This window comes from Alteromonas sp. 1_MG-2023 (assembly GCF_030547075.1).
GTDB lineage: Bacteria > Pseudomonadota > Gammaproteobacteria > Enterobacterales > Alteromonadaceae > Alteromonas.
On sequence record NZ_JAUOQH010000010.1, the window covers coordinates 99,299 to 123,702 of the forward strand.

Here is a 24,404-nt window from a genome sequence, read left to right on the forward strand (position 1 = left end):
AGCTGGTGGAAGACAGAGTGTGTCATCTGCCAACGTGTTCGACTTTACGTACTGTGGGCTTTAATTATGTTGGTAGTGTATTTGTATGTCTGGCAATAACGTTGAACCTATCCTTATTCGCGCAGCGTCGAAAAGTAACGGCATAACCAGTATTGTTATTGGTTTGGCGGGATTAGCGTTTGCCGCGCTTTGGTTCGTACTGTTACCCGATTGGCTTTTTCTTGCCGGCATTCTTATTACCAGCGCAGCGTTAGTAACTATGCTGGTAGGGTATTTCAAAATTCGCGAACCTGAATTCAGCTTAGAAATGACCACAGATGTGATCACGTACCGTCATCGATTAGGCAGTTGGCAGATACATTGGGAAAACCTACAACGAGCGGACTGCCCAAGAGTAAGACAGGGGCTAGAACATGTTGGGCTGGAAACTGTAGGGTTCAAGCTTAAAGACTATACTGAGTTTCTTACCGGTATATCACCGCGATTAGCGACTCATCTTCTTATGGAGCAACGACCGCTGCTGTTACACAATACTAACGAAGGATGTGCAACGGGCAGTTGTTACGAAGAATCAATGTTCGACGACCATCATTTCACCTTAAACAATGGCACTGTATTAACTGGGGTTAAGGCGATGTTAGCCAACCGAATGGCCGAGTTACGTAAGCGTTTAGGCTACGACGTATTTATTGCCACTTCTGATATTGATAGAACACCAGAAGAGTTTGCGGCCCTTATTTCTCAATGCCAAGCTGCCCGCAGAAGCATAAAAGCTTCATGATCACAGAAGGCTCTTCTTCATAGAGTTCTCACCACGGCCAAGTGGGTTACCCAGTATGTACTTGGCCTTCTGAACAAACCCTTTCAATTTCATCAAGTAATAATGGTAAGTGCTCAGCCACTAAAAAGTGCTGTCCTAGCTTGAGGGCGCTTTCGAGTTCGTCAGCTAAACTTTGCAGGCGAGGGGCGCCAATGTAGCAGCACGCGCCATGTAACTTGTGAATTTCGAGTTTCAACTCTACATAATCTTTGCTATTCCACAACGATTTAAGAGTGCTTAGCATGTCTGGTGCAATAGCAATAAAATCTTGGAGCAACTCCTTGGCAGCCTCATGATTTTGATGGGCTCGTTTTAGTGCAAGTTGCCAGTCTAAAGACGGTAGCAAAATATGACCAGGTTCGGCGGTATGACACCAAGAACGAATAAGATCTACTAACAACCCAATTTCAATAGGTTTGGGCAGGTAATCGTCCATGCCCGAGGCCAATAAACGCTCTTGTTCTTCTTTAAAGGCATGGGCAGTAACGGCAATAATGGGGGTGCCCATATTCAACGTGGTTTTTCTAATGGCGCGCGAGGCTTGCAGTCCATCCATAATGGGCATTTGAACGTCCATTAATATCAAATCAAATTCTTGGGTTTGGCACTGATTAACGGCATCTTCACCGCTGGTGGTGGTTACTAACGATATAGGGGAGTTATCAAGCCAAGTATGTAAAAGCTTAAGGTTCATATCCATATCGTCGACGGCTAGCACTCTGGCGCGAGGTAATGCATTTAATTTATCTTGCAGCGGATTTCTAGGTATTGCTTTTTTACTGTTTACCAAGCCATCAAGCTTACTTAACGTCATAGGCATACGTATTTGTGCATGGAAATGCTGAGACAAACTGGGGTATTGAGTAAATGGCTCAGGGCCCGAATACCACAGTATATGTTTGGTGGCATTAAATTGTACAAACTGGCTTAAAAACTCATCCCGTTTATCCATCTTAGATACAGGTACTGTGGCCATAAAGAAGTCAGTGGCAACAGACTGAATGGACAACGCCGACAGGTAAGCAAGAGACTCAATTGCAGTTACGTTCGCCCCTAATTGCTTCAACATCGATGCACTGGCGCGACGGGTGGCCGGTATAGGATCGAAAATGACGACATTCTTGCCTTGCCACTCGGTATCAGTAACCAATGCATATTTTTGACTTAAGTGATTAGTTCTAAGAGTCACCACAAAGGTAGAGCCCTGACGTGGGGTACTTTTGAGCGTTAAATCGCCTCGCATTAAACGCACTAACTCTCGACTGATCACCAACCCTAACCCTGTACCCTGATAGTTTCGGTTTATCGAGTCATCCACTTGGGAAAATGCATTAAAGAGTTTCTTTCTGTCCTGCCGGTTAATACCAATGCCAGTATCTTCAACCGTAATTTCAATTTCATGAATACCATGTAACAGGGGGCGACCTCTCACGGCTAGTGTGATGGTTCCCGAAGGAGTAAATTTTAACGCGTTGCTAAGCAGGTTATTTAAAATTTGTTTTATTCTAAATACATCACCAATCAGTTTTTCTGGCAGTGGCCCTAGGTCAAAAACGAATTCCAGTTTTTTACTGTGAGAGGACTTCGCCATAATAGTGACCATTTCTTCCAATAATTTATTGGGAGAAAAAGGCTGATTATTTATTTGTAGTTTACCCGCTTCAATTTTAGAAAAATCTAATACGTCATTAACGATAGTTAGCAAGTTATCAGCAGCGGTATTTATTATGCGTACTTGCTCTTGTTGATCTGAAGGCAAAGATGCATGAGTCAATTCACGGCTAAAGCCCAGAATACCGTTCAATGGTGTTCTAATTTCATGGCTCATATTGGCAAGAAATTGTGACTTTACGTTACTGGCTTTAATGGCGTCTTTACGAGCAATGTCTAACCGCGCATTTTGCTCTTCAATCAACTCCATATTGTTACGCAAGTCATCGGTGGCTTGCTCAACTTCGTGCTCTAACTGACTTCTGCTCTTTTCCATAAGGGCGAATGAAAACAGTCCTGACTCTAGAAAAACTCCTACTTGGAAGCAGTATGTTGTGAAGTCGTTTGAAGGCAGCACACCCACTAAACTTAGCATGCCAATAACCGCGCCTGTCGCGAGCATACCCCACGCAAATATAAAATATCTAGCAGGTTGGAAACGATGAACAAAGGCTTCGCAACCGGCAAAAATATAGCTACAAATCGCAATAAGCCCTACGCCATAAACAAGGTTATTCTTCCAAATGGATGGCAGTACCCCAAAGAAGCAAATAAGCCCGACTACAGCTTGCACGGCGAGTAATAGCATAATAAACGGATGTGAAGCTTTAGCGTTCTTTTTGGTTTCTAAAAAGGTAACGGTGAATAAGCCGGATGATATACCTATGATCACAAATATGAATTCGGTGTGACCCACTAGCCAAAATGGTATGCCGCCTGAAAACAATAAGTGGATGTGTCCGCCCCAAACAAACTGCCATAGGATGACCGCCAATATGTAGCCTACATAAGCAATTAGGCTTTGCTCACGAACCCCTAAATAGAGTACTAGGTTGTATATGGCCAGTATGAGTAAACCACCATAAAACAGCCCCCACATCAGGCTATCCATTTGAAAGGAACTGCTATGAATAGGTTCAGGCTGCACTCGTAGCGGCGTGATCAAGCTTGATGATTGGCTTTCAATACGAATGAATAAATCGATTCTATCTGCGTTTTCTAGAGTCACTCGCAAGGTTGGGATGCGATAAATTTGTTCTTTTTGTGATTTCCCTTGATGGCTCTGCAATAGCACTTCACCATCTTTAACGACGTAGAAGTCGACTTTGTCGAGTTGGCTGAAATTGATAGAAAACACCCAGTTTTCTTGATTCGACACGTTGGAAATTGAGGTTAATAACCACATTCCTTTGTCTCTAAAACCAAAGTTGGGGTTATCGTACGGATGCATACGAAAGTCGCTGCGCCGCTTACTTGCATCATTGATAGTAAGTGGCAGGTTTGTTTCGTATAAATAATAAAGGGAGTCGGAGAGATCTAAAGACGTCTCTTCATCGAATAGTTGCTCAATGTGCTGAGCATGGCTTTGTAGCGGAGCCATAAGCCAAAATAGTGCGCACAACAGTGTAAAAATTCGAAAGAAATACATCTTGAAAAGCTTCTTATTTATCTTATAAGTTTATTAAACCACTCTGGCGGTCAATTGTACAAATGATTGAAGCAATAAAGTCTAGCCGTCAGGGTAAGTTAACCTGATCGTGATTATTGCACTAGCCCCTTGTTTACCCCACAATAGAAACATTGAAGGTGGTGCAAAAATCGCCGACCTTGTGGTTAAACGCTTCCACATAAACACGCCGTTCGTTAACGCTGTTAGCTATTACAAGAAAACTAAAGGCTTCGCATTAGCGCTGTATTATGAAAAATAACAAAACGAAAAAATTATCATGAGCGACGAGATTATTATTAACCGTGACGGTGTAGAACAACTGCCATTAAGGCGCTTTACCGAAGACGCTTACTTAAATTATTCCATGTACGTGATTATGGACCGCGCCTTACCGCATATAGCGGATGGCCTTAAACCGGTACAAAGACGTATTATTTACGCCATGTCTGACTTAGGGCTTAGCGCCAATGCTAAGTATAAAAAGTCGGCCAGAACGGTCGGTGACGTTCTGGGTAAGTTTCACCCTCACGGTGATTCCGCGTGTTACGAAGCCATGGTATTAATGGCGCAGCCATTTTCTTATCGCTACCCTTTAGTCGATGGTCAGGGAAACTGGGGGGCACCAGATGATCCCAAGTCGTTTGCTGCCATGCGATATACAGAAGCCAAACTGTCGAAATTTGCAGAAGTGCTGCTAGATGAATTAGGGCAAGGCACCGTTGAATGGACCCCGAATTTCGATGGCACGTTAGAAGAGCCTTGTGTACTACCCGCTCGTTTACCGCATATCCTACTTAATGGCGTTACCGGTATTGCGGTGGGTATGGCAACGGATATTCCTCCGCACAATGTGCGAGAGTTAGCTTACGCCTGTGCCATGTTACTCGATAACAGTAAGGCTGAGTTAAGCGATGTACTCGAGCACGTTAACGGCCCTGATTATCCTACTGAAGCGGAAATCATTACCCCTAAAGCCGATATTCGTAAACTGTATGAAACCGGTCGTGGCTCAATCAAGATGCGTGCGGTTTTTCATGAAGAGAACGGCGACATTGTTGTCACGGCTTTACCTCATCAAGCGTCGGGCGGCAAAATTCTAGAGCAGATTGCAGGTCAGATGCAGGCTAAGAAGTTACCCATGGTGAGTGATTTACGTGATGAGTCAGATCACGAAAATCCTACTCGTTTAATTATTACGCCGCGTTCAAACCGTATTGATACTGCTCAGTTAATGCAGCACTTGTTTGCGACGACTGATTTAGAAAAGAATTACCGCGTTAACCTAAACATGATTGGTTTAGATGGTCGCCCTAAAGTAAAAGACCTTCGTACCATATTATCGGAATGGTTAGTTTTTAGAAAAGACACGGTTACTCGTCGACTCCAATACCGTTTGGACAAAGTACTGGCTCGCTTGCATATCTTGGAAGGCCTTTTAGTTGCCTTTTTAAATATCGATGAAGTTATCGAGATTATTCGTACTTATGAAAAACCCAAGCAAGAACTAATTTCGCGGTTTTCCCTAAGCGATAAACAAGCAGAAGCGATTTTAGAATTAAAACTTCGTCATCTAGCCAAGCTAGAAGAAATGAAGATTAAGGGTGAGCAAGACGAGCTAGCAGAAGAGCGTGATAAGTTACAAACCTTGCTAAGTTCAGATCGCCGCTTGAAAACCCTTATCAAAAAAGAAATTTTAGCCGACGCCGAAAAGTACGGCGACGATAGACGTTCGCCAATTGTTGAGCGCACAGAAGCAAAAGCCTTATCAGAGAAAGAGTTAGTACCCGCTGAATCCGTCACTGTGGTGTTGTCTGAAAAAGGCTGGGCACGTTGTGCCAAAGGCCATGAGATTGATGCTGAAGGGTTAAGTTATAAAGCCGGTGATGGTTATCTATCAAGTGCCGAAGGAAGGAGTAATCAGCCTGCGGTATTTATGGATACCTCAGGGCGAACTTTCTCCTGTGATGCTCATGGATTGCCCTCGGCTCGTAGTCAGGGCGAACCGCTTACAGGGCGTTTTGCATTAGTGGGTGGTGAGTCTTTTGAGCATGTCATCATGGCATCAGATGAAGCCAAGTTTTTAATTGGCTCTGATGCAGGCTATGGATTTGTAGGTACCTTCAAAGACATGGTGAGTAAAAACAAAGCGGGGAAAGCCTTTTTGTCTTTGCCAAAAGCGGCCAAAGTAATGAAGCCTAAACCTGTAACCAATCCGGAATCAGACTGGTGTTTAACCATCTCGAATGAAGGGCGTATGTTGTTATTCCCATTAAAAGACCTGCCAAGTTTAGGAAAAGGTAAGGGTAACAAGTTGATGAATATTCCTGGTGCAAAAGCACAGTCACGGGAAGAGTTTGTTACCGTATTAGCCGTTGTTCCAGATGGTGCTTCATTGAAAGTCACGGCAGGAAAGCGAAATATGACCTTATCGGCGTCAGACCTAGAACACTACTATGGTGAACGTGGTCGACGAGGAAATAAATTACCTCGCGGTCTGCAGCGAGTGGATGATATTGAAGTGGTGAAAGGTCAATCACCTACCAATGATGCAGTGGAACCTGCAGGAGATGATATTTCCTAAACTTTGGTTGTCGATAAGTAGCGGTGAACTACACTAATATTAAGTCTACAAGGAGATTTTAATGTTAGGCATTGTGTTCACTTCACTTATCGACATGCTTGAAGAAAAGGTTTCACCCGAATTCGCCGACGAAGTCATCGTCGACGCTAAGCTATCTAACGACGGAGCCTATACATCAGTAGGTTATTACCCGTTTGAAGAGATGCAAAAACTATTAACTGTGCTTGCCGAAAAAACAGGTAAGTCGATTAATGCGTTAATTTACGATTTTGGTGTTTATCTATTTGGAAAACTATTCGCCGCCCATGGTGAAGTGTTAACCAATACCAAAACCCTTTTAGATCTTTTTGAACACTTAGATGATGATATTCATGTTCAGGTACGAAAACTCTATCCTGATGCCGACCTTCCCCGTTTTGCGGTTATTTCCAGAACCGATTCTACTATGCGTTTACGCTATTTTTCAGAGCGTGATCTTTATCCGTTAGCTGAAGGCTTGATGGACGCTGCGGCAGCGCACTTTGATTGCCAATTAGAGCGCGAAACCCACCCCATGGATTCCCCTCACACTTATGAATTTAGCCTTAAGGTTGTCTAAATAGTGGGAAATCATTTAGCGCCGACAGAGCAGCAATTACAGATTTTAACTCGACGACTTGAACGGGAAAAGTCGGCACGAAAAAGTGCTGAGCAGTTACTGATTCAAAAATCTCAAGCATTATACGACTCACTCCAGCTTAGTCGCCAGGCACAAAAAAAGTTAGAACTTGCTTTATGGGCATCTCAAGAATCGTTTTGGGATTGGCAAGCTAGCACTGACACCATCGACATTCGAGCTTTTTCTTTAGATTCAGAAAGCGAGACTACTTGGTCGGGAACCCCTTTCGACCTCATGGCGTTAGTGCATGAAGATGATTTAGAAAACCTGCAGTTTCATTGGTCAATGGCGCTACATGGCGGACGAGAACGCATGGAAGTTTCTTTTCGCATGGTAATTCACGGGCAATCACAGTGGATACGCTTAAGAGGCCGAGTGTTAACGCGGGGAAAAAGCGGGGAAGGGTTACATGTGGTGGGTACCACCAGAGACATTACTCAGCAACGAAGCGCGGAACAGTCATTCCAGTTAATGGCTTCCGCCTTTGCGAATTCGAGAGAAGCCATGTTGGTCTTATCGCCAACCCTTGTTATTAATGAGTGTAACAATGCGTTCGTACACCTTATTGGTGCACCTGATAAAGATGCCTGCATAGATGTAAACATCAACAAGTTGATTAAAGGGGAAAAGGTTAGTGTGCAGGCGCTTAACGTTGAAAAGCAATTGAGATTCGAATCAGTCATTGCTACTCATGAAGGAAAGGATATACCGATTGATGTGTCAGTGTCGATTTTCGAAAATCACGAAGAATCGTCCTCATCGCTTATTGCGACGATGCGCGATATCAGCGAAAGGAAACGAAGTGAGGAGCGGCTTAAGCATTTAGCGTTGTATGATGGGTTAACTGGGCTGAGTAACCGTAACGCTATTCGTGAAATTTTTCAGACTCTGCATGAGAGTGATTCTGAATTTATTGTGGTATTCATCGACTTAGATGGGTTTAAAGCCATTAATGATTCAGCTGGCCACGAGCGTGGTGATGAGGAATTGCGGCGGGTTGCGGCACTGTTAACCGCTACATTTGGGCCACTTGGTGAAGTTGCTCGATGGGGAGGCGATGAGTTTATAGCGCTGTTAACGGATTATGAAGTTGATACAGCGGTCGCTAAATCAGAAGCACTAATAGGCTTGATTGAAGAGGACTTAATAGTAACCAATAGAACCGAACTGCGGCTTTCCGCCAGTATCGGTATTGCTCAGTTTCCTATTGATAACACAAGTATTGATAGAGTGGTACAAAGTGCTGATGCGGCCATGTATCACGCTAAAACTCTAGGTAAGGGCCAGGTTTACGTATACGAAGAAGGGTTATACGAGAGTATGACGCAGCAAGTCAGTATGGTGAATGACTTGCGTAAAGCCATTCAAAACAATCTGTTGGATTTCTATGTACAGGGCAAATACGATTTGCAGGGAAATTTAAAAGGCGGTGAAGTGCTGTGCCGATGGAACTCTGGGTTACATGGCGCTGTTTCCCCCAGTGTTTTTATCCCCATGGCAGAGGAAAACCGCTTAGATAGCCATATCGGTTTACAGGCGTTGGAAGCGGCTTGCGATTATATTGTCATGATGGAAACACAAAAAGGAGAAAGTATCTCTTTGTCTATTAATGTCAGTGTGACTCAATTACTTGATGTGAACTTTCCAGCCCAAGCGATGAAAGTATGCAAAGAGTGTTCTGTACCTACAGATATGATTGAACTTGAGTTAACCGAATCTATTTTCATTAAAGATGAGTCTGCTGCGTTTGACGCCTTAAATGCCTTGAGTGATGCTGGGTTTCGCTTGTCGCTGGACGATTTTGGCAGTGGTTTTTCATCTCTGAGTTACCTAAAAAGTTTTCATTTTGAGGTAGTGAAGCTAGACAGAAGTCTAGTGGTAGACATTATTCACAACAGCAAGGCGCTGGCCCTTTTTAGTGGAATAGTCGCCATGCTTAGCCGGTTACAAATCGAGATTGTGGTGGAGGGTATTGAACAGGAATCTTATATACCTTTCATGCGAGAGGCAGATGTTACCTTAATGCAGGGTTTTTACTTTGATAAGCCGATGCCCTATGACCAATTTATAGCCAAGCACATCAATGTTCGGGGGATTAGAAAATAAAAGGCCAAGGCCTTTTATTTTCTATATCGCGAACAGGATTTTCTATTTATTATTCGTACTTTCAAATATCTTATCAGCGGAAGCCGCTACAAAGCCTTGGTAACGCTTACCGTTAGGCATGTCGTAGCGCTGAGCAAATTCATAGAAACAACTAGGAATTTCAGCCGTCTCATCAAAAAAACTAACCGGTGCACGGTCGGCCATAGTAGAAGACTGCGCTAAAAATACTTTAGGGCCTCCTTTTATTTCACCGCCAGATGTATTTAAAACAAAACCCGCTTCTTTAAGACGTGAGTTCACATCTGTAAGTTCGTCAGCTTGCCCCAAATGATTAACGCTCACCGTAAAGTGATTAGCGCGAAAGCCCCATGCTGCTAACCATGCAGCATATTCAGACTCACTGAGAAGAGCATCGTAATCGGCTTTGCTGATTTCCCAATGGCGTCCTGAATAAAGGAAATTGTCGGCGGTAACGACCTCGGCATCCATTTGCGCTACAAGCTTCTGAATAATAGCTTGGGCGTTCTCTGATAGCTCATTAACCCGAAGCTCACTAATAAACACTTTTGGTTTAGTGTCATCAGGGTGTTCGAAGTGCTTAGCGGTTAGCTTCTTCGCTTCAAAATTATAATCACCCATTTCGGTATAACCGAGGGCAATAAAGTGAGCGCCCAATTTTTCAAGCGCGGTTTTATCTAGTGCAAAGGTTCTAAATGCAACATGATCGTTAACAATGTTACTGGTGTTCTCTTCACCGGCTAGCAATGCATGAATTTTGTGGGCTGAGGGGGTGATAGCAACATAATCATCCCACATGTTGGCAAAGAGTGAATCGATGTTGGTATGCATGGCGTGTGTCCTATAAATAAAGCCGCTATTAATAGCGGCTTTGTCTGTATTGGTTTATTTAAAGTGTTAAGCCTGGGCTTAACTTGCCAGGTAAGGTCACTTTTTCAAGCTCTACCGAGGCGACAGGGAATGCGCAATAATCGGCAGCATAAAATGCACTGGCGCGATGGTTTCCACTTTCTCCAATACCACCAAACGGTGCTGCACTGCTTGCACCCGTAATAGGGCGGTTCCAATTCACAATACCTGCACGAATGCGCGCAAAGAAATAACGATAGTCTTCTTCGCTATCGGCTAGCAAGCCAGCCGATAGGCCAAAGCTTGTGTTATTGGCTTCTTCAATTGCGCTATCAAAGTCGGTGTAGCGAATAACCTTGAGTAATGGGCCGAAGTGCTCTTCATCAGGCAATTCAGACAGCATGTCAGTTACATCAATAATCCCTGGGGTGGCAAAACCCTTTTGAGTATCAGGCTGTTCTAATCGTAATAACACCTTGCCGCCTAGGGCTTCAAGTTCTTGCTGCGCTTTTACCATTGATGCTGCAGCATTTGCTGAAATCATTGCGCCCATAAAAGGCTGGTCGTCGGCATCATAGTCGTCAATTTTGATATTTTTAGTGACTTCAAGCAGACGAGCTAATGTGGCATCACCTTGAGCATTGGCAGGTAAAAACAAACGGCGCGCACAAGTGCAGCGTTGACCAGAGGTAATAAAAGCTGACTGCACGATATCGTGAACAGCGCCATCGATATCGGCAACGTCTTTCACGATTAACGGGTTATTTCCGCCCATTTCAAGGGCCAAAATTTTACCTGGGTGGCCGGCAAACTGTTCGTGTAAAATTTTGCCCGTACGTGAACTACCGGTAAAGAATAACCCATCAATACCATTGTGTGACGCTAGTGCCTTGCCGGTTTCTACTTCCCCCTGTACTAGGTTTAATACCCCAGCAGGTAAGTCAGCTTGTTCCCAAAGCTTAACCATTTCTTCGGCAACCATAGGAGTAAGATCGCTAGGTTTAAATACCACGGTATTACCTGCAATAAGCGCAGGTACGATGTGACCATTAGGCAAATGACCTGGAAAGTTATACGGTCCAAATACTGCTACAACACCATGAGCTTTATGGCGGATGAAAGCTTTACCTACAGGCATAGGGTTTTCAACGTTGCCAGTACGTTCAAAATAAGCTTTCTCAGAAATCGCGATTTTACCTATCATGGCGCCCACTTCTGTAGCAGTTTCCCACTCAGGTTTACCGGTTTCTTTTGCCATCACTTTGGCTAGGTGCTCTTTCGCTTCACCTAGCTTTTCACCGTAAACTTTAATAATGCTTAAACGTTCTTCAACGGTTTTCATTCCCCAAGCGGGTGCAGCAGCGCGAGCGGCTTTTACCGCTTCGTCTATTTGGCTTGGAGAGGCAGATTTACCTTCCCAAATAACCTGGTTTTTAGCAGGATCGATTGAGGCTAAGTCATGCCCTTCACCGGTAACCCATTGGCCGTTGATAAAATGTGTATGTAACATAAAAAAGTGTCCTTCAATTAGTCTCTGAATTTTACTGGGGCAAGTCGAACGTAGTCGCCTTCTTGCACATTCAGAGCGGCTGCAGCCTGACGGGATAGCACGGCAATATTTTGCTCGTCATTTACACCTACTTCGGTGGCTACCGCGCGAAAATCTGCAACAGAGGTGTTGATGATGTAATGAGTTTGGCCTTGTGCGGCCGCCGCATCATCAATAACAATTGGCATTTTTAAGCTAGATTGGGCAGTACGGATGTGACTAAGGTTGGCCTCTACAGTCGGCCCACCATCAAAAATATCTACATAACCGCGACAGCTAAAGCCTTCGCCTTCGAGCAGTTGCAAAGCAGGGCGGGTTTTATCGTGAACCTGCCCAATTACGGCTTGTGCTTCTTTGCTTAATAAATTGACGTAAATAGGGTATTTAGGCATAAGCTCTGCAATAAACACCTTATTACCGATACCCGTTAGGTAATCGGCAGTAGGGAAGTCCATCGAGAAAAAATGGGTTTCAAGCCATTCCCAAAACGGAGAGCGGCCTTCTTCATCACTTACACCGCGCATTTCAGCTATGATGGTTTCAGAGAATCGCTCGCGATGCTCCATCATAAACAAGAAGCGCACTTTCGATAGAAAACGTCCGTTGATGCCTCCACGCGCCTGCTCCCTTAAGAACAGCGTACATATCTCCGTAACACCCGTGTAGTCATTACAGAAGGTTAGAATTTCAACCGTATTGTGAATATTTAGCTCGCGAGAGGCATGCACCACTTTACTTAAGTGATAGTGGTAAAACGCATCATCAATGCCCACGGCGGCTTCAATACCTGACGTGCCCACCACCTCGCCGGTGGTCGTATCTTCCATTACAAACAGGTACGACTCATCGCCGGGTTGAGTCACATTCGCTTTAGTAAAAGCGTCTTGTGCTCGGTCGACTTTTCTATGCAATAGTTCATCGTTAACCGGTAACGAGGTAAACCCGATACCAGATTCTACGGCAATGTCGTACAAGGCTTGGTAATCAGCTTGTTTAATAGGGCGAATTATATTCATGTTCGCTACTCGCTAATTTGTCGTTTATTCGGCGCTTATTCGGCATTCACACCGGCGGCAACTGCGGCAACGGCACGTTCAAAGCGGGCTAAGCCTTCTTTAATATCTTCATCAGGTATAACCAAAGAAGGAGCAAAACGAATAACATTAGCACCCGCAATCAAGCACATAAGGTGTTCATTGGCAGCGGCGACCATAAAGTCGCGAGCACGGCCTTGAAATTTTTCGTTTAAGGCACAACCAAGCAACATTCCTTGCCCACGTACTTCAGAAAATACATCGTATTTATCATTAATAGCGGTAAGTAGTTCACGGTATAGGGCTTCTTTTTGTACCACGCCTTCAAGTACTTCAGGCTGGTTAACAATATCAAAGGCTTTTTCAGCCACGGCACAAGCTAACGGGTTTCCACCATAAGTACTTCCGTGAGTACCCGCTTTTAAATGTGCAGCAATGGCCGTAGTCGTTAGCATAGCGCCAATAGGGAAGCCACCACCTAACGATTTAGCGGTAGTTAAAATATCAGGTGTAACACCTAAGCCCATGTAAGCATATAGGTGACCGGTACGGCCAACACCCGATTGAACTTCATCAAAAATAAGCAATGCATTGTGTTTATCACACAGTTCACGCACGCCTTTAATAAATTCAACGTCAGGTGAGATGATGCCGCCTTCCCCTTGAAGCGGTTCCATCATTACTGCGCAAGTTTTATCAGAGATTAGCGCTTCAAAAGCCGCTAAATCATTGTAATCACAATGATCAACAGCACCAGGCTTAGGCCCGAAACCATCAGAGTACGCCGCTTGGCCACCCACAGTAACGGTAAAGAAAGTACGGCCGTGAAATCCTTTGTTAAATGCGATAATTTGGTTTTTATCTTCACCGTAGTTATCTAACGCGAAACGACGGGCAAGTTTTAATGCACCTTCGTTGGCTTCTGCACCTGAGTTAGCGAAGTAGACTTTCTCTGCAAAGGTGGCTTTAACCAATTTAGACGCTAAACGCAATGCTGGCTCATTGGTAAAAACATTACTCAAATGCCACAGTTTGCTGCCTTGTTCGTTAAGTACTTTAACAAGCTCAGGGTGACAATGACCTAGTACGTTTACCGCGATACCGCCAGCAAAGTCGATGTACTCAACGCCATCTTGATCCCATACACGTGAACCTTCACCGCGTACGGGTACCATGCCCGCAGGGTTATAGTTAGGCACCATCACTTCATCAAACGTTGCGCGAGTTACTGTCATTGTTGTTACCTCTGTTTTAAGCGCCCATGTCGATAATAGAGACATTGAACAGGCGGAAAAATAAACGAAATTACCGGTAAGTATGCCATTTTTTTATCTGGCTGTCTTGTTTGTGAATGGCTGCAGCCCTTTATATATAAGGACTCTGGCTTAATTTGCAGGAAAAGTGAATAACTATTTACTGCTAAGCCATATTGTTTAGGAATAGTCGAATTAAACGGTGAATTAGGCGATTGAACCCATAGCCAGAGCGCGTTGATCTGGCTAGGTTGATTTAAAGAAGTATGTCTCTTGATAGCTAGTTTGCATGAATATCCACAAAAAATTAGCTGTTTTCTTCTTCTCTTGATAACGGAAGGGCGAAAATATCAACAGATTTGAGTTTTTCTAACGCGCCAGCAGGATATTCCTGCTCTTTAATCATAGGTTTCACGTCTGCTACTTGAATCATGCGAGATTGATGTAGCATCCTTACTTTTGCATAAGTGCGAGCTTGGTGCAGAAGTTTAGGCAGTGAACCTACTTCACATGGCTCACGGGATGCACATTGGCGCATTGCATCACCAATAAATAAACGTTTTAACATCATGTTTTGAATAAGATCGGCAGAGACCGAGTCGGCATATTCGTCTTGTAGAGCAATAAGGTAGTTCGACGACGGCGCTAACCTTAACAAGGCTTCATGTCGCATCCGCTCTTTATCTTTTTGGCTCTCGGTTAGAAGATGGAGTTGGACTTTGTCAAATAACTTGAAGTACAACCTCATAATTGCACAACGGCCTAGCTGACTAAGCATACCAAAGGTATAGGCTTGCACCGGATTCAATTTATAGTAGGGTGCTAGATGACGTGCCGTTTCTGCCGTACCGTATGCAAACTGGGTCAGTTTCAATTTAATACAAGGGTAAGGGTCGGTGACTTGAGGCATTGCCCGTTTTAGTACCAAAGAGGGAATGAGAATTCGTAAGTTCTCAATACCTAAGAAGCTTAGTGCAGTTCTAAATGTCTCTACCACTATCACGCGCCCTTTCGAGTCGCGTCTTCGAAATGCAGAAGAGTTCACTATCTGCATTAGCTCATCATAAAGCCAGGGTAAGTTAGCGGCAATGGGCTCTAGCTTAGACACTGATGCAGCGCGAACGGAAAGTGCATCGAGTAAGGCGCCGGTATCATCACTTAAATTTAGTGTGCTATTAAATACCTCAGAGGTGAACGTGAGTTGTTCGGTAAGCTCACCGAGTAAAACTTCGTGTAGGTAATGATCAACCGTTTCAGTATATGAGGCATCAGATTGGGCTTTGAGGCGTTTGTTCTCAATGGCCATTTTTTCGACATGTAACAATTGCCTGCGCGCGTCACCTTGTTCAGATTGCTCGAAGCTGACTTCGCCCGGCCCACGTTTACCTAGCATTTTCATCGCCAGTTCTGGAGAGATAATTAAGCTCTCGAAACGCTCATCAATAGGCGGCGGGGTAGCTGCTGGGGTCGTCATCTTAAAGAAGCTCCTGCTAAGTAACTGTTCATGCGTCTGTTCATAGATGCCGTACATATTATCGCCCTACTTATTGGTGTCTCGATGTTAATTTAAGGCGCATTTTGATTAACCTATAAAAGTAAACAAAAACAACGCTAAATGCGAATTATTGCAGAACTTATTTTATCGGCAGAAAGCCAAGCAGCTTAAGCTTATTCTCAAGGAATCACCGATTAAATAAGCACAAACGCTATGCGTTTAAAAAAGCACCTAAAATATCGTGGCCATACTCGGTCAATAAAGATTCAGGGTGAAATTGAACGCCCCAGATAGGTAGTGTTTTATGAGAAATACCCATAATCTCTTTTTCACCGTTATGGGTTTCACACCAAGCATCTATATTTAATTGAGCAGGAAAGTGTTGCTCGCTAAGCACCAAAGAATGGTAACGGGTGACGGCATAGCCTTGCTTAAATCCAGAAAACAGCCCTTGGTTATTGTGAAATAATGCTGATGTTTTACCATGCTTAATTTCTTTGGCACCTATAACACAAGCGCCAAAAACTTGGCCGATAGCTTGGTGGCCTAGGCATACACCGAGCAATGGGATCTTTCCAGCGAAATGCTTAATAGCCTCTAAGCTTATGCCAGATTCATTGGGCGTGCAGGGGCCTGGGGAGATAACTAAATGACTGGGTGATAAGGCTTCAATATCGGCGATGCTAAGGTCGTTGTTTCTAACGACCTTAACGCTAGCACCTAATTCAGTAAGGTAACGGGCTAGGTTGTGAGTAAAAGAATCGAAATTATCAATTAACAGCAGCACTACAACCTAACCTGTTTAATACTAAGTTTTAATTATGGCTTTGGAATAAAACCAACGGCTTCGTAAACCTTTTTAAGGGTTTCTTCAGCACGTGCGGAGGCTTTTTCAGCACCATTTCGCATAACGTCATTTAAGTAGTCGCGATTAGAACGGATATCAGCGTAGCGCTGCTGAATAGGTTCTAGCAGTGCAACAACGGCTTCTGCTACATCACCCTTCAAATGGCCGTACATTTTATCTTCGTAAGCCGGAACCAGCTCATCTATCGTCTTACCTGTCGACAGCGACAGTAAAGTAAGTAGATTCGAAACCCCAGGCTTTTCCTGTGGATTGAAGTAAATGTTAGCTTGCTCGTCTGAATCGGTTACCGCGCGTTTAATTTTCTTAGTAATCTTTTTAGGATCTTCAAGCAAACCAATAAAGTTATTGGGGTTAACGTCAGATTTCGACATTTTCTTTTCAGGCTCTTGTAGGCTCATGATACGGGCACCAAACTCAGGAATATGAGGCTCAGGTACACGTAAAATATCACCATACAAATTGTTCATACGGTTGGCGATATCACGGGTAAGCTCAAGATGCTGTTTCTGATCGTCGCCAACAGGCACTTTGTCTGCTTGGTACATTAAAATGTCTGCAGCCATTAATACCGGATAACCGTATAAGCCAACGTTAATATTATTCTCGTTTTTTGCCGACTTATCTTTAAATTGTGTCATGCGGTTCAACTCACCCATTTGGGTGTAGCAGTTTAAAACCCAAGAAAGTTGGGCATGCTGAGGTACATGAGATTGAACAAATAAGGTGCTCTTTTGTGGGTCAATACCGCAAGCTAGGTATAACGCCAGTCCATCAAGGCAAGCCTCGAAAAGCTGTTTAGGATCTTGTCTAACCGTTATCGCATGCAAATCTACCAACATATATAGGCAATCATGATCGTCTTGCATGGACACCCACTGTTTAAGCGCACCCATGTAGTTACCAAGGGTAAGTTGTCCAGAAGGCTGACAGCCACTTAATACAATGGGCTTGTTACTCATAATGTGTACCTATACGTTAACGTTGTTTAGTTACGCCTTTGAAAGACGTGATAATTCACTGCGCATGTCATCAATAACTGCGCGATAATCTGGCTCGGAAAAAATAGCTGAACCGGCGACAAACATATCAGCACCAGCTTCCGCAATGGCGCGAATGTTATCGACTTTTACGCCACCGTCAATTTCTATTCTAATATCATGACCGCTTTGTAACACCCGTTGTTTTACAGCGCGTACTTTATCGAGGGTGCTAGGAATAAATTTTTGACCACCAAAGCCCGGATTGACCGACATAATAAGGATATGGTGCAACTTGTCCATGACATGATCGAGATAATGCAGAGGCGTGGCGGGGTTAAACACCAATCCAGGTTTACAGCCTGCATCAATAATAAGTTGTAACGAGCGGTCTATATGCTCTGAAGCTTCTGGATGGAAACTAATATAACTGGCGCCCGCATCAGCAAATTTTTCGATTAAGTCATCAACAGGTTTCACCATTAAGTGAACATCGATAGGCGCGGTAATACCATATTTTCGTAGTGCCTCGCATATCATAGGACCGAATGTGAGGTTGGGCACATAGTGATTATCCATTACATCAAAATGGACTACATCTGCACCAGAGTTGAGTACATTCTCTACTTCTTCTCCTAGTCGAGCGAAATCGGCCGAAAGAATAGAGGGGGCAATCAAAAATGGTTTCATTAGTTTTCCCTGTTCATGGTGAGAAGCGGATTTCCAAAGGTGGAAGTTTACCGAAAGTTAGCTTTTGAAAACAGCGCTGATTACATTACCACTTGTGTTAAAGGTAAGTAAAAATAAGGGGTTAAAAATATTAAAATAATTGCACCATGTCGGACGTTATGCCTATTATTGGTGCAAATTAACGCACTTAAACTTTGCGCTAAAATTTTATCTCATTTTTTAATTTTGGTTTTTATTACTAAAATCATGCTGTTATGTGTATTTTGGTCATTGTGGTATTTGTGCATTAAGTGGGCATCACTCTTGCGTAAACCAACCCAAATATAAGAAAAATCAAGACAGAAAAATTAATTAAAACAAGTTTTGGAACTTCACGGAGAACACACACATGAAATTATCTACTAAAAGCACATTGCTTGCCGTTGCCGTATCGTCTGCATGCATGTTTACTGCCTTACCTACTTATGCTGAAGTAACTGCCAATGCTAGCGTAACAAGTAACTACATTTGGCGTGGTCTAACGCAAACAACAAATGACGCAGCAGTACAGGGCGGAATTGACTATTCTCACGAAAGTGGTTTTTATGCGGGTACTTGGGCATCTAACGTAAACTACGGTGCTGACGATGTTTATTCGTACGAGCACGATATGTACTTCGGTTTCTCAGGTGAGTCTGGCGATATCGCGTATGACTTTGGTTACCTTTATTACAACTATGACGATGAAGCAAACTTCGATTTCGCAGAAGTTTACGGTTCCGTTGGCATGGGCGGATTAAGCCTAAGCTTATCACTACTTGCTCATACTGAAGCAGACGAAGGTGAAGGCCGCGATTACGGGTTTGGCGAAGCAACTTATGTTGCTGTTGATTATGCTTTTGAAGTATTAAATGGCTCAGAAATGGGTTTACACCTTGGTTATCATCAAGGTGACTTTGCTGAAGACTTTAACGGCGTTATTGGCGGATATGCAGATTGGGGTGTTTCAATCGCGAAAGACGGTTTTAGCTTCGCAATTACCGGTACTGACTTAGATGACGACGGTGCTGATGCTTACGACAACGATTCAGTTAAATTTACTGTTGGCTATAGCATGGACTTCGAACTATAAGTTTTTAAAAACCTATAAAACAATGTCTTAATTGTCGAAAAAAATGTTGAAATTGAAAGCCTGCTGCATATGCATCAGGCTTTTTTACTGTTGGTAAATAGTAAATATATTCTTCATTTATGATTATTTTCTTGTGAGTCATAAGGTTTTATTTATAATGAAGTTTAAGCTAAATTTGCGCAAGGAGTGTTCAGGATGAAAGTACTTCCATTTTATGCAGTATGCGGCGTCGTTGCGCTTGTAAGCGTAATTGTTTATCCACGTTCCGGCTCGGAAGCCTCTGTGTGCGAGTTCCAACCCTCTTCTAGCTTTAACCCTAAGCTACCCGCTAGTCATGTACAAAATCAGTGCGCCAGAGACAGAGACGGTGTCGCTGAAGTTAGTTGGCTATCTTGGATAGCAGGTAAATCTCCTTCATTTCAATTCCATTTTCTCGACTTGCTTGAGTTACTTCATGATGATGACAGCAAGTAAAAATTGGCTTGGCCAACAAAAGTGCATTCGTTAATGAGCCAACAATCGGGCACCGGCTTTTTGTCAGTGTTGATGAGTGTTATTGCTGGCATCTTTGGTGTGCAAGGTCATAAAAATTACGAGCGGGACTTTACTAAAGGCACCTTTATTAGCTTTTTAATTATTGGCGTGATTTTAGTAGCCTTGATGGTTGTTACACTAATGATGTTAGTGAAGTGGCTGACAGGCTATTAATTCATTTTCCTGTGATAAGTCTTTTGCGTTGATTAGCTTTTGTCTTTTTTGCTGGCGCAGTTGCTGTTGTAGAGGGCGGAAAATACGCCAAAATTTCATCAACAGGCTTTCGCGTAGCACCATTTTGGCTAATGGAGCGTTTAACCGACAACATGCTAAAGTCTGCGCCTTTATATAAAGAGCGAGTAAGAGGCAGATCATGATTCGATACCAATACAGGTATGCCACGCTTTTTCGCTGCTCGCATGGCTAACTCTGCTAGTTTTTCTTGTGAGTCTTGACCGAAACTACGTGCAGCATAGCTGGTAAACGCGGCGGTTTTACTAATAGGCGCGTAGGGCGGATCGCAATAAATTACATTCCCACGACGGGCCCGAGTAAATACTTTTTCGAAGGGTAAGCATGTAAACGTGGCTTTTTGTGCCTTCTCTGCAAACACAAACATTTCATGCTCAGGGAAGTAAGGTTTTTTATAGCGGCCAAAGGGGACATTGAACCTGCCAGCTAAACTGTACCGACACAAGCCATTATAGCCGTGCCTGTTTAAGTATAAGAATAAAATGGCGCGGTAGTATTCGTCTTCCGTTGCATTAAATTCTTCTCGCAATGCATAATACATTTTTTCATCATTTCGTTCGCCGTTGAAGAAACTGCGAGCGTCGTGGATGATGGCATCAGGCTGCACTTTTAAAAAGTTATACAGGTTTATCAGGTCGGGGTTAATATCGTTCAGCAGATAACGCTTGTACTGAGTATTCAGAAACACTGACCCCGCGCCTACAAACGGTTCAATGAGTTTGTTTGCTTGAGGTAACCTGGCCTGAATATGCTCTACTAGGCTGTACTTGCCACCGGCCCACTTTAAAAAGGCCCGGTTTTTTTTCTGCATCATGCGTAAACGTTACTACCTGCACGGAATAAAGACGGTTGTCGTTCCGGTACTCGCCGAGTGTGGCGTTATTCTGGGGAGTGGCGCTGCAACTATCTCGCACCGCCACGCTAAAGATAGATTGTATCTTTCCTCATAGGAAGGAACAACCATGAAACGTAATGCTTACTGCTTTTCTTTAGTTTGAAGTCACTGCAATAGCCTCAACGTACTTTTATTCGCCAGAAACGGCTGCCATTTCATCTAGAATTTGCTGCCCACGTTTTATAAACGCCTCATCTTTGGTTGGATAATCCGGTAAAGCGGACAGCGCTGCGCGAGCTTGCGGTAATGACTGGAATGGTTGATGGAATACAACCACATGCCAATCACCTCCATACCGGGTAGTGACATACTGTCGGGTAACGGCACTTAAGTTATATTGAGCAATAAATTGACTAACCACAGTTTCATCTTTTATTCCGACCATTTGAATCACATAGTCATTGGGTAACACTGACTCAGCTTTTAACACGGCGGCAGTGGAGGAAACGACTTGGTTGGTTGACGTATTTGACGCACCTGAAATATCAGGGCTCTGTTGAATTTGTTTAGGTTGAATCTGTTTCGGTTGAGCTGGGCTTGGCAACGACTCCGTAGTGGTCTCTATAATGCCACTACTGTTTGAAGCCAACTCGTTCAACAGTTCTGGCTTACTTGCACTTTCATTGTCATTTTCATTAAGAACATTTTGTTGTTCAGACAATTGAGGCGCAGTGCTGGCAGGTGTAGCGCGAGCGCCTGATTCCACGCTGTTATTGGCAATCTTATCGTCTGAAGCAGTGTTATCGGATTCTTTGCTCTTTTCACCTGTGGTGCCTAAAGAGGAAACTGCGCCTTTCCAGTTAGTGACTAACTCAACGTTACTATCATTAGCTGATGTTGCAGGTTCAACTGGCTGAATTTCTTGCTCATTGGCTACTTTGCTAAAGGCAGAACCTGCCACTACATCGTCGGACTCTGACGATATCGCTTGCTGTTCAATGGGGGCAAACAGGGTTGATATGGAGTCGCCATATTGCCAAGCAACCAACCCACCAAAGGTAAGTATAAATACCAAGGTAATAGCAATATAAAAGCCGGTAGTCGTTAGTGGATTTGATGGCGCGGCTTCTACAGGTAAATTGCGTTTGTCTAGATGGGCTTGAAACGCTTCTCGGCGTTGGGCAATCATTCTATCTAGCTCAGAACCTTGGGGCTTTGCACTTTGAAGCTTTGACGAAATGGACTGACTACTGATGAGCAATGGCGTATCGGTATTTTTTGCAGGTAACCACTTTTTGGCCTTTTCCGCCCATGGTGTGCTAGCAAACAACAATACATTTAGGTGTTGTTTGTTACCGGCAAAACGACTTTGTAACACTAAATCCCATAGTTCTTGTAGAAGCTTATCTGGCATGTGCTCCGCTTGCGTAATAGCAATAAGCACAGGGCCTTCGTGGCTATTTAGCGGTGATAGCAGTTCATTAAGAGGGCGTACAAAACTGCCTACCACTTGGCCAAGTAACTGGCGGCATAACTGACCACGATAGTCAGTGAGGTCCATATTAGACTCAGCGGTTAAATACGCTATTTCAGTATCGTCATGCTGTTGGTAAACGAAAGCTTCTAGGGTTTGCTGTTGTTCAGCAATAGAGTTGCCACTGACAAAAACCAGTTGGGACGAGTAGTTAACTAAATATTCAAGACGTTCATGCAATTCACTGTGCATGGGCAATAACCCCATAAGCCCAGTGCGTACACAAAGGGCTAGCTAAATAACGAATGTTGGTGTTAGTTAGGTATGAGCGTTAGCTAATCGCTAACGCAAAATTTCAGTAAGAATGTCGTCAGTCACATCTTTAGTCACTACAGCACTGCCCATGTTTTTGGGAAGTACAAAGCGAATATTGCCTGCTTCTACTTTTTTATCGCGCTTCATATGTTTAACGTAATCGCTCTTGCTCATTGTAGTAGGACCTTCCACTGGAAGTGAAAATGCCTCAAAGAGCGAACGCACGCGACGAGTTTCTGACGCTGTAAACCAACCTAACTGCTCTGCTGCTAAACAAGCAATTATAGTACCAGCAGAAACGGCTTCACCGTGTAGCCAGTTTCCGTAACCTTGTTCAGCCTCAATAGCATGCCCAAAGGTGTGGCCTAAGTTAAGAATAGCGCGTAATCCACCTTCTCGCTCATCCTTGGCAACCACTTCCGCTTTAATGTCACAGCAGCGTTTAATGGCTGTATTGAGCGTTGATTCTTCTAACTGTATTAGCCCATCTACATTGGCTTCAAGCCAGGAGAAAAAGGCTTCATCGTAAATAATGCCGTATTTGATGACCTCAGCCATACCTGCAGAGAATTCACGAGGAGGTAGTGTAGACAATGACTGTGTATCAATAACCACTAAGATTGGTTGATAAAACGCGCCAATCATATTTTTACCCAAGGGATGATTCACTGCGGTTTTTCCGCCAACAGATGAGTCAACTTGAGAGAGTAGGGTAGTGGGCACCTGAATAAAGGGCACACCACGTTGATACGTAGCTGCAACGAAACCACATAAATCACCAATAACACCGCCACCTAATGCAATTAAGGTGGTATCTCGGGCAGCATTGAGTTCAAGCAAGCGGGTCATGACTACCTCGAATTGCTCGAGGTTCTTATATTGTTCGCCATCGGGCAAAATAATGGTTTCTATTTGCTTGTCACCACACGCAGCTATCACCACATCAAGATACAAAGGCGCAACGGTTTCGTTGGTGACAATAACGGCCAGCGGACCTTTTATATGGGGCACAAAAAGGCCAGGCTGTTTTAACAACCCGGCCTCAATATGTATAGGATAGCTACGTTCGCCAAGTTCCACAGTTAAGGTTGACATGGGCGAAGCACCTCCTAGTTATTTTTTATTATAAACCAATTTTACCAATGATCTGATTTGCAACTGCACGAGCAGATTGGTCATCAGTATCAACTACATAATCTGCAACTTCTTCATAAAGAGGATTACGCAAATCTGCAAGATCGCGAAGTACTTGCTCCGGATCATCATTTTGAAGCAAAGGGCGACGCTTATCGCGTTGTGTTCGAGCAACTTGCTTATCAATCGTAGTTTGCAAGTAAACAACAATGCCTCGAGCAGACAAACGATTACGAACTGCTTTGGTTACAATTGAACCGCCACCAGTAGCAAGCACGATACCCTGCTTGTCGGTTAAATCATTGATGATGTTTTCTTCACGCGCACGGAATCCATCTTCGCCTTCAAGGTCGAAGATCCAGGCGATATCTGCACCAGAACGGCGCTCAATTTCCTGATCGGAGTCATAAAAATCCAGGTGAAGTTCGTCTGCTAGGTGTCTACCGATGGTGCTTTTGCCAGCACCCATTGGGCCAACCAAAAAGATATTACGTTTTTCAGCCATATTTGCTTATATCACAACTTTATCATGTTAGGGGCATGCACTGTTGCCTTACCAGCCTACCCATTGATTCGTGCCTATTTAATGTCCAATAAGCACTACTCCTTTAACCTCGCTAAAATTTCGAGACCGTGATTATCTCAGTTTCTGACAAGCCCTTGCAAGTATTGTTGAAAACAATTAGCACGA

21 protein-coding genes are annotated in these 24,404 nt (G+C 43.7%); 8 read left to right on the forward strand and 13 right to left on the reverse strand.

Annotated elements, in window-relative coordinates:
- Window positions 1-85 precede the first annotated feature (85 nt).
- Window positions 86-781 (forward strand): DUF2982 domain-containing protein, encoded by a 696-nt coding sequence (locus Q4561_RS12160; RefSeq protein WP_303460722.1) that lies wholly within the window; start codon window positions 86-88, stop codon window positions 779-781.
- A gap of 46 nt (window positions 782-827) precedes the next feature.
- On the opposite strand, the gene Q4561_RS12165 is transcribed toward Q4561_RS12160, so the two are convergent.
- On the reverse strand, window positions 828-3,911 hold the full coding sequence (locus Q4561_RS12165; RefSeq protein WP_303460724.1) for a hybrid sensor histidine kinase/response regulator: 3,084 nt from the start codon (window positions 3,909-3,911) through the stop codon (window positions 828-830).
- Between the two features lie 157 nt (window positions 3,912-4,068).
- Here Q4561_RS12165 and Q4561_RS12170 point away from each other — a divergent pair, with 157 nt between their 5' ends.
- The 4 genes from Q4561_RS12170 to Q4561_RS12185 all read left to right on the forward strand — a co-directional run bounded on the left by Q4561_RS12170 (window position 4,069) and on the right by Q4561_RS12185 (window position 9,325).
- Window positions 4,069-4,239, forward strand: coding sequence for a hypothetical protein (locus Q4561_RS12170; RefSeq protein WP_303460727.1), 171 nt, complete (start codon window positions 4,069-4,071; stop codon window positions 4,237-4,239).
- Between the two features lie 18 nt (window positions 4,240-4,257).
- On the forward strand, window positions 4,258-6,561 hold the full coding sequence (gene parC / locus Q4561_RS12175; protein ID WP_303460728.1) for a DNA topoisomerase IV subunit A: 2,304 nt from the start codon (window positions 4,258-4,260) through the stop codon (window positions 6,559-6,561).
- Window positions 6,562-6,622: 61 nt separating this feature from the next.
- Entirely contained in the window at window positions 6,623-7,159 is a 537-nt protein-coding gene (locus Q4561_RS12180) for a heme NO-binding domain-containing protein (protein WP_303460730.1), read from the forward strand.
- Between the two features lie 3 nt (window positions 7,160-7,162).
- A complete protein-coding gene (locus Q4561_RS12185) occupies window positions 7,163-9,325 on the forward strand; it encodes a bifunctional diguanylate cyclase/phosphodiesterase (RefSeq protein WP_303460733.1) in 2,163 nt (720 codons plus the stop codon).
- Window positions 9,326-9,367: 42 nt separating this feature from the next.
- On the opposite strand, the gene Q4561_RS12190 is transcribed toward Q4561_RS12185, so the two are convergent.
- From Q4561_RS12190 to rpe, 8 genes are all read right to left on the reverse strand, one after another.
- On the reverse strand, window positions 9,368-10,174 hold the full coding sequence (locus tag Q4561_RS12190; protein ID WP_303460735.1) for a DUF1338 domain-containing protein: 807 nt from the start codon (window positions 10,172-10,174) through the stop codon (window positions 9,368-9,370).
- 58 nt (window positions 10,175-10,232) lie between these two features.
- Window positions 10,233-11,702, reverse strand: a complete 1,470-nt coding sequence (astD, locus tag Q4561_RS12195) for a succinylglutamate-semialdehyde dehydrogenase (protein ID WP_303460738.1) — start codon at window positions 11,700-11,702, stop codon at window positions 10,233-10,235.
- Between the two features lie 17 nt (window positions 11,703-11,719).
- Window positions 11,720-12,757, reverse strand: a complete 1,038-nt coding sequence (gene astA, locus Q4561_RS12200) for an arginine N-succinyltransferase (protein WP_303460741.1) — start codon at window positions 12,755-12,757, stop codon at window positions 11,720-11,722.
- A 35-nt stretch (window positions 12,758-12,792) separates the two neighbouring features.
- Complete coding sequence (locus tag Q4561_RS12205) at window positions 12,793-14,010, reverse strand: aspartate aminotransferase family protein (protein WP_303460744.1); 1,218 nt, start codon at window positions 14,008-14,010, stop codon at window positions 12,793-12,795.
- A gap of 325 nt (window positions 14,011-14,335) precedes the next feature.
- The gene (locus Q4561_RS12210) at window positions 14,336-15,502 is read right to left on the reverse strand and encodes an HDOD domain-containing protein (protein WP_303460746.1); all 1,167 of its coding nucleotides are present in this window, start codon (window positions 15,500-15,502) and stop codon (window positions 14,336-14,338) included.
- 232 nt (window positions 15,503-15,734) lie between these two features.
- Entirely contained in the window at window positions 15,735-16,310 is a 576-nt protein-coding gene (locus Q4561_RS12215) for an aminodeoxychorismate/anthranilate synthase component II (RefSeq protein WP_303460748.1), read from the reverse strand.
- Window positions 16,311-16,342: 32 nt separating this feature from the next.
- Window positions 16,343-17,350: a tryptophan--tRNA ligase gene (gene trpS / locus Q4561_RS12220; RefSeq protein ID WP_303460750.1), complete on the reverse strand. Its 1,008-nt coding sequence runs from the start codon at window positions 17,348-17,350 to the stop codon at window positions 16,343-16,345.
- A 30-nt stretch (window positions 17,351-17,380) separates the two neighbouring features.
- A complete protein-coding gene (rpe, locus tag Q4561_RS12225; RefSeq protein WP_303460752.1) occupies window positions 17,381-18,058 on the reverse strand; it encodes a ribulose-phosphate 3-epimerase in 678 nt (225 codons plus the stop codon).
- 388 nt (window positions 18,059-18,446) lie between these two features.
- On the opposite strand from rpe, the gene Q4561_RS12230 reads away from it, so the two are divergent.
- The 3 genes from Q4561_RS12230 (at window position 18,447) to Q4561_RS12240 (ending at window position 19,877) form a co-directional block, all read left to right on the forward strand.
- On the forward strand, window positions 18,447-19,169 hold the full coding sequence (locus Q4561_RS12230) for a TorF family putative porin (RefSeq protein ID WP_303460754.1): 723 nt from the start codon (window positions 18,447-18,449) through the stop codon (window positions 19,167-19,169).
- Between the two features lie 195 nt (window positions 19,170-19,364).
- Window positions 19,365-19,643: a hypothetical protein gene (locus Q4561_RS12235; protein WP_303460756.1), complete on the forward strand. Its 279-nt coding sequence runs from the start codon at window positions 19,365-19,367 to the stop codon at window positions 19,641-19,643.
- A 33-nt stretch (window positions 19,644-19,676) separates the two neighbouring features.
- On the forward strand, window positions 19,677-19,877 hold the full coding sequence (locus tag Q4561_RS12240) for a DUF2970 domain-containing protein (protein ID WP_303460759.1): 201 nt from the start codon (window positions 19,677-19,679) through the stop codon (window positions 19,875-19,877).
- A gap of 1 nt (window position 19,878) precedes the next feature.
- Here Q4561_RS12240 and Q4561_RS12245 read toward each other — a convergent pair whose 3' ends face one another.
- From Q4561_RS12245 to aroK, 4 genes are all read right to left on the reverse strand, one after another.
- Window positions 19,879-20,769 carry a Dam family site-specific DNA-(adenine-N6)-methyltransferase gene (locus tag Q4561_RS12245; RefSeq protein ID WP_303460761.1) on the reverse strand — a complete coding sequence of 297 codons (891 nt, stop codon included), beginning with the start codon at window positions 20,767-20,769 and terminating at the stop codon, window positions 19,879-19,881.
- 211 nt (window positions 20,770-20,980) lie between these two features.
- Window positions 20,981-22,516, reverse strand: coding sequence for an SPOR domain-containing protein (locus Q4561_RS12250; protein WP_303460763.1), 1,536 nt, complete (start codon window positions 22,514-22,516; stop codon window positions 20,981-20,983).
- A 90-nt stretch (window positions 22,517-22,606) separates the two neighbouring features.
- Window positions 22,607-23,674: a 3-dehydroquinate synthase gene (gene aroB / locus Q4561_RS12255; RefSeq protein ID WP_303460766.1), complete on the reverse strand. Its 1,068-nt coding sequence runs from the start codon at window positions 23,672-23,674 to the stop codon at window positions 22,607-22,609.
- 28 nt (window positions 23,675-23,702) lie between these two features.
- Window positions 23,703-24,218, reverse strand: a complete 516-nt coding sequence (gene aroK, locus Q4561_RS12260) for a shikimate kinase AroK (protein ID WP_303460769.1) — start codon at window positions 24,216-24,218, stop codon at window positions 23,703-23,705.
- Window positions 24,219-24,404 lie beyond the last annotated feature (186 nt).

Bases quoted from the DNA above. Each gene is read 5' to 3' on its own strand.
- Q4561_RS12160 (WP_303460722.1), top strand. From the start codon at position 86: ATGTCTGGCAATAACGTTGAACCTATCCTTATTCGCGCAGCGTCGAAA.
- Q4561_RS12165 (WP_303460724.1), bottom strand. From the start codon at position 3,911: ATGGCTCCGCTACAAAGCCATGCTCAGCACATTGAGCAACTATTCGAT.
- parC (WP_303460728.1), top strand. From the start codon at position 4,258: ATGAGCGACGAGATTATTATTAACCGTGACGGTGTAGAACAACTGCCA.
- Q4561_RS12180 (WP_303460730.1), top strand. From the start codon at position 6,623: ATGTTAGGCATTGTGTTCACTTCACTTATCGACATGCTTGAAGAAAAG.
- Q4561_RS12190 (WP_303460735.1), bottom strand. From the start codon at position 10,174: ATGCATACCAACATCGATTCACTCTTTGCCAACATGTGGGATGATTAT.
- astD (WP_303460738.1), bottom strand. From the start codon at position 11,702: ATGTTACATACACATTTTATCAACGGCCAATGGGTTACCGGTGAAGGG.
- astA (WP_303460741.1), bottom strand. From the start codon at position 12,757: ATGAATATAATTCGCCCTATTAAACAAGCTGATTACCAAGCCTTGTAC.
- Q4561_RS12205 (WP_303460744.1), bottom strand. From the start codon at position 14,010: ATGACAGTAACTCGCGCAACGTTTGATGAAGTGATGGTGCCTAACTAT.
- Q4561_RS12210 (WP_303460746.1), bottom strand. From the start codon at position 15,502: ATGACGACCCCAGCAGCTACCCCGCCGCCTATTGATGAGCGTTTCGAG.
- trpS (WP_303460750.1), bottom strand. From the start codon at position 17,350: ATGAGTAACAAGCCCATTGTATTAAGTGGCTGTCAGCCTTCTGGACAA.
- rpe (WP_303460752.1), bottom strand. From the start codon at position 18,058: ATGAAACCATTTTTGATTGCCCCCTCTATTCTTTCGGCCGATTTCGCT.
- Q4561_RS12230 (WP_303460754.1), top strand. From the start codon at position 18,447: ATGAAATTATCTACTAAAAGCACATTGCTTGCCGTTGCCGTATCGTCT.
- Q4561_RS12235 (WP_303460756.1), top strand. From the start codon at position 19,365: ATGAAAGTACTTCCATTTTATGCAGTATGCGGCGTCGTTGCGCTTGTA.
- Q4561_RS12240 (WP_303460759.1), top strand. From the start codon at position 19,677: ATGAGCCAACAATCGGGCACCGGCTTTTTGTCAGTGTTGATGAGTGTT.
- Q4561_RS12245 (WP_303460761.1), bottom strand. From the start codon at position 20,769: ATGATGCAGAAAAAAAACCGGGCCTTTTTAAAGTGGGCCGGTGGCAAG.
- Q4561_RS12250 (WP_303460763.1), bottom strand. From the start codon at position 22,516: ATGCACAGTGAATTGCATGAACGTCTTGAATATTTAGTTAACTACTCG.
- aroB (WP_303460766.1), bottom strand. From the start codon at position 23,674: ATGTCAACCTTAACTGTGGAACTTGGCGAACGTAGCTATCCTATACAT.
- aroK (WP_303460769.1), bottom strand. From the start codon at position 24,218: ATGGCTGAAAAACGTAATATCTTTTTGGTTGGCCCAATGGGTGCTGGC.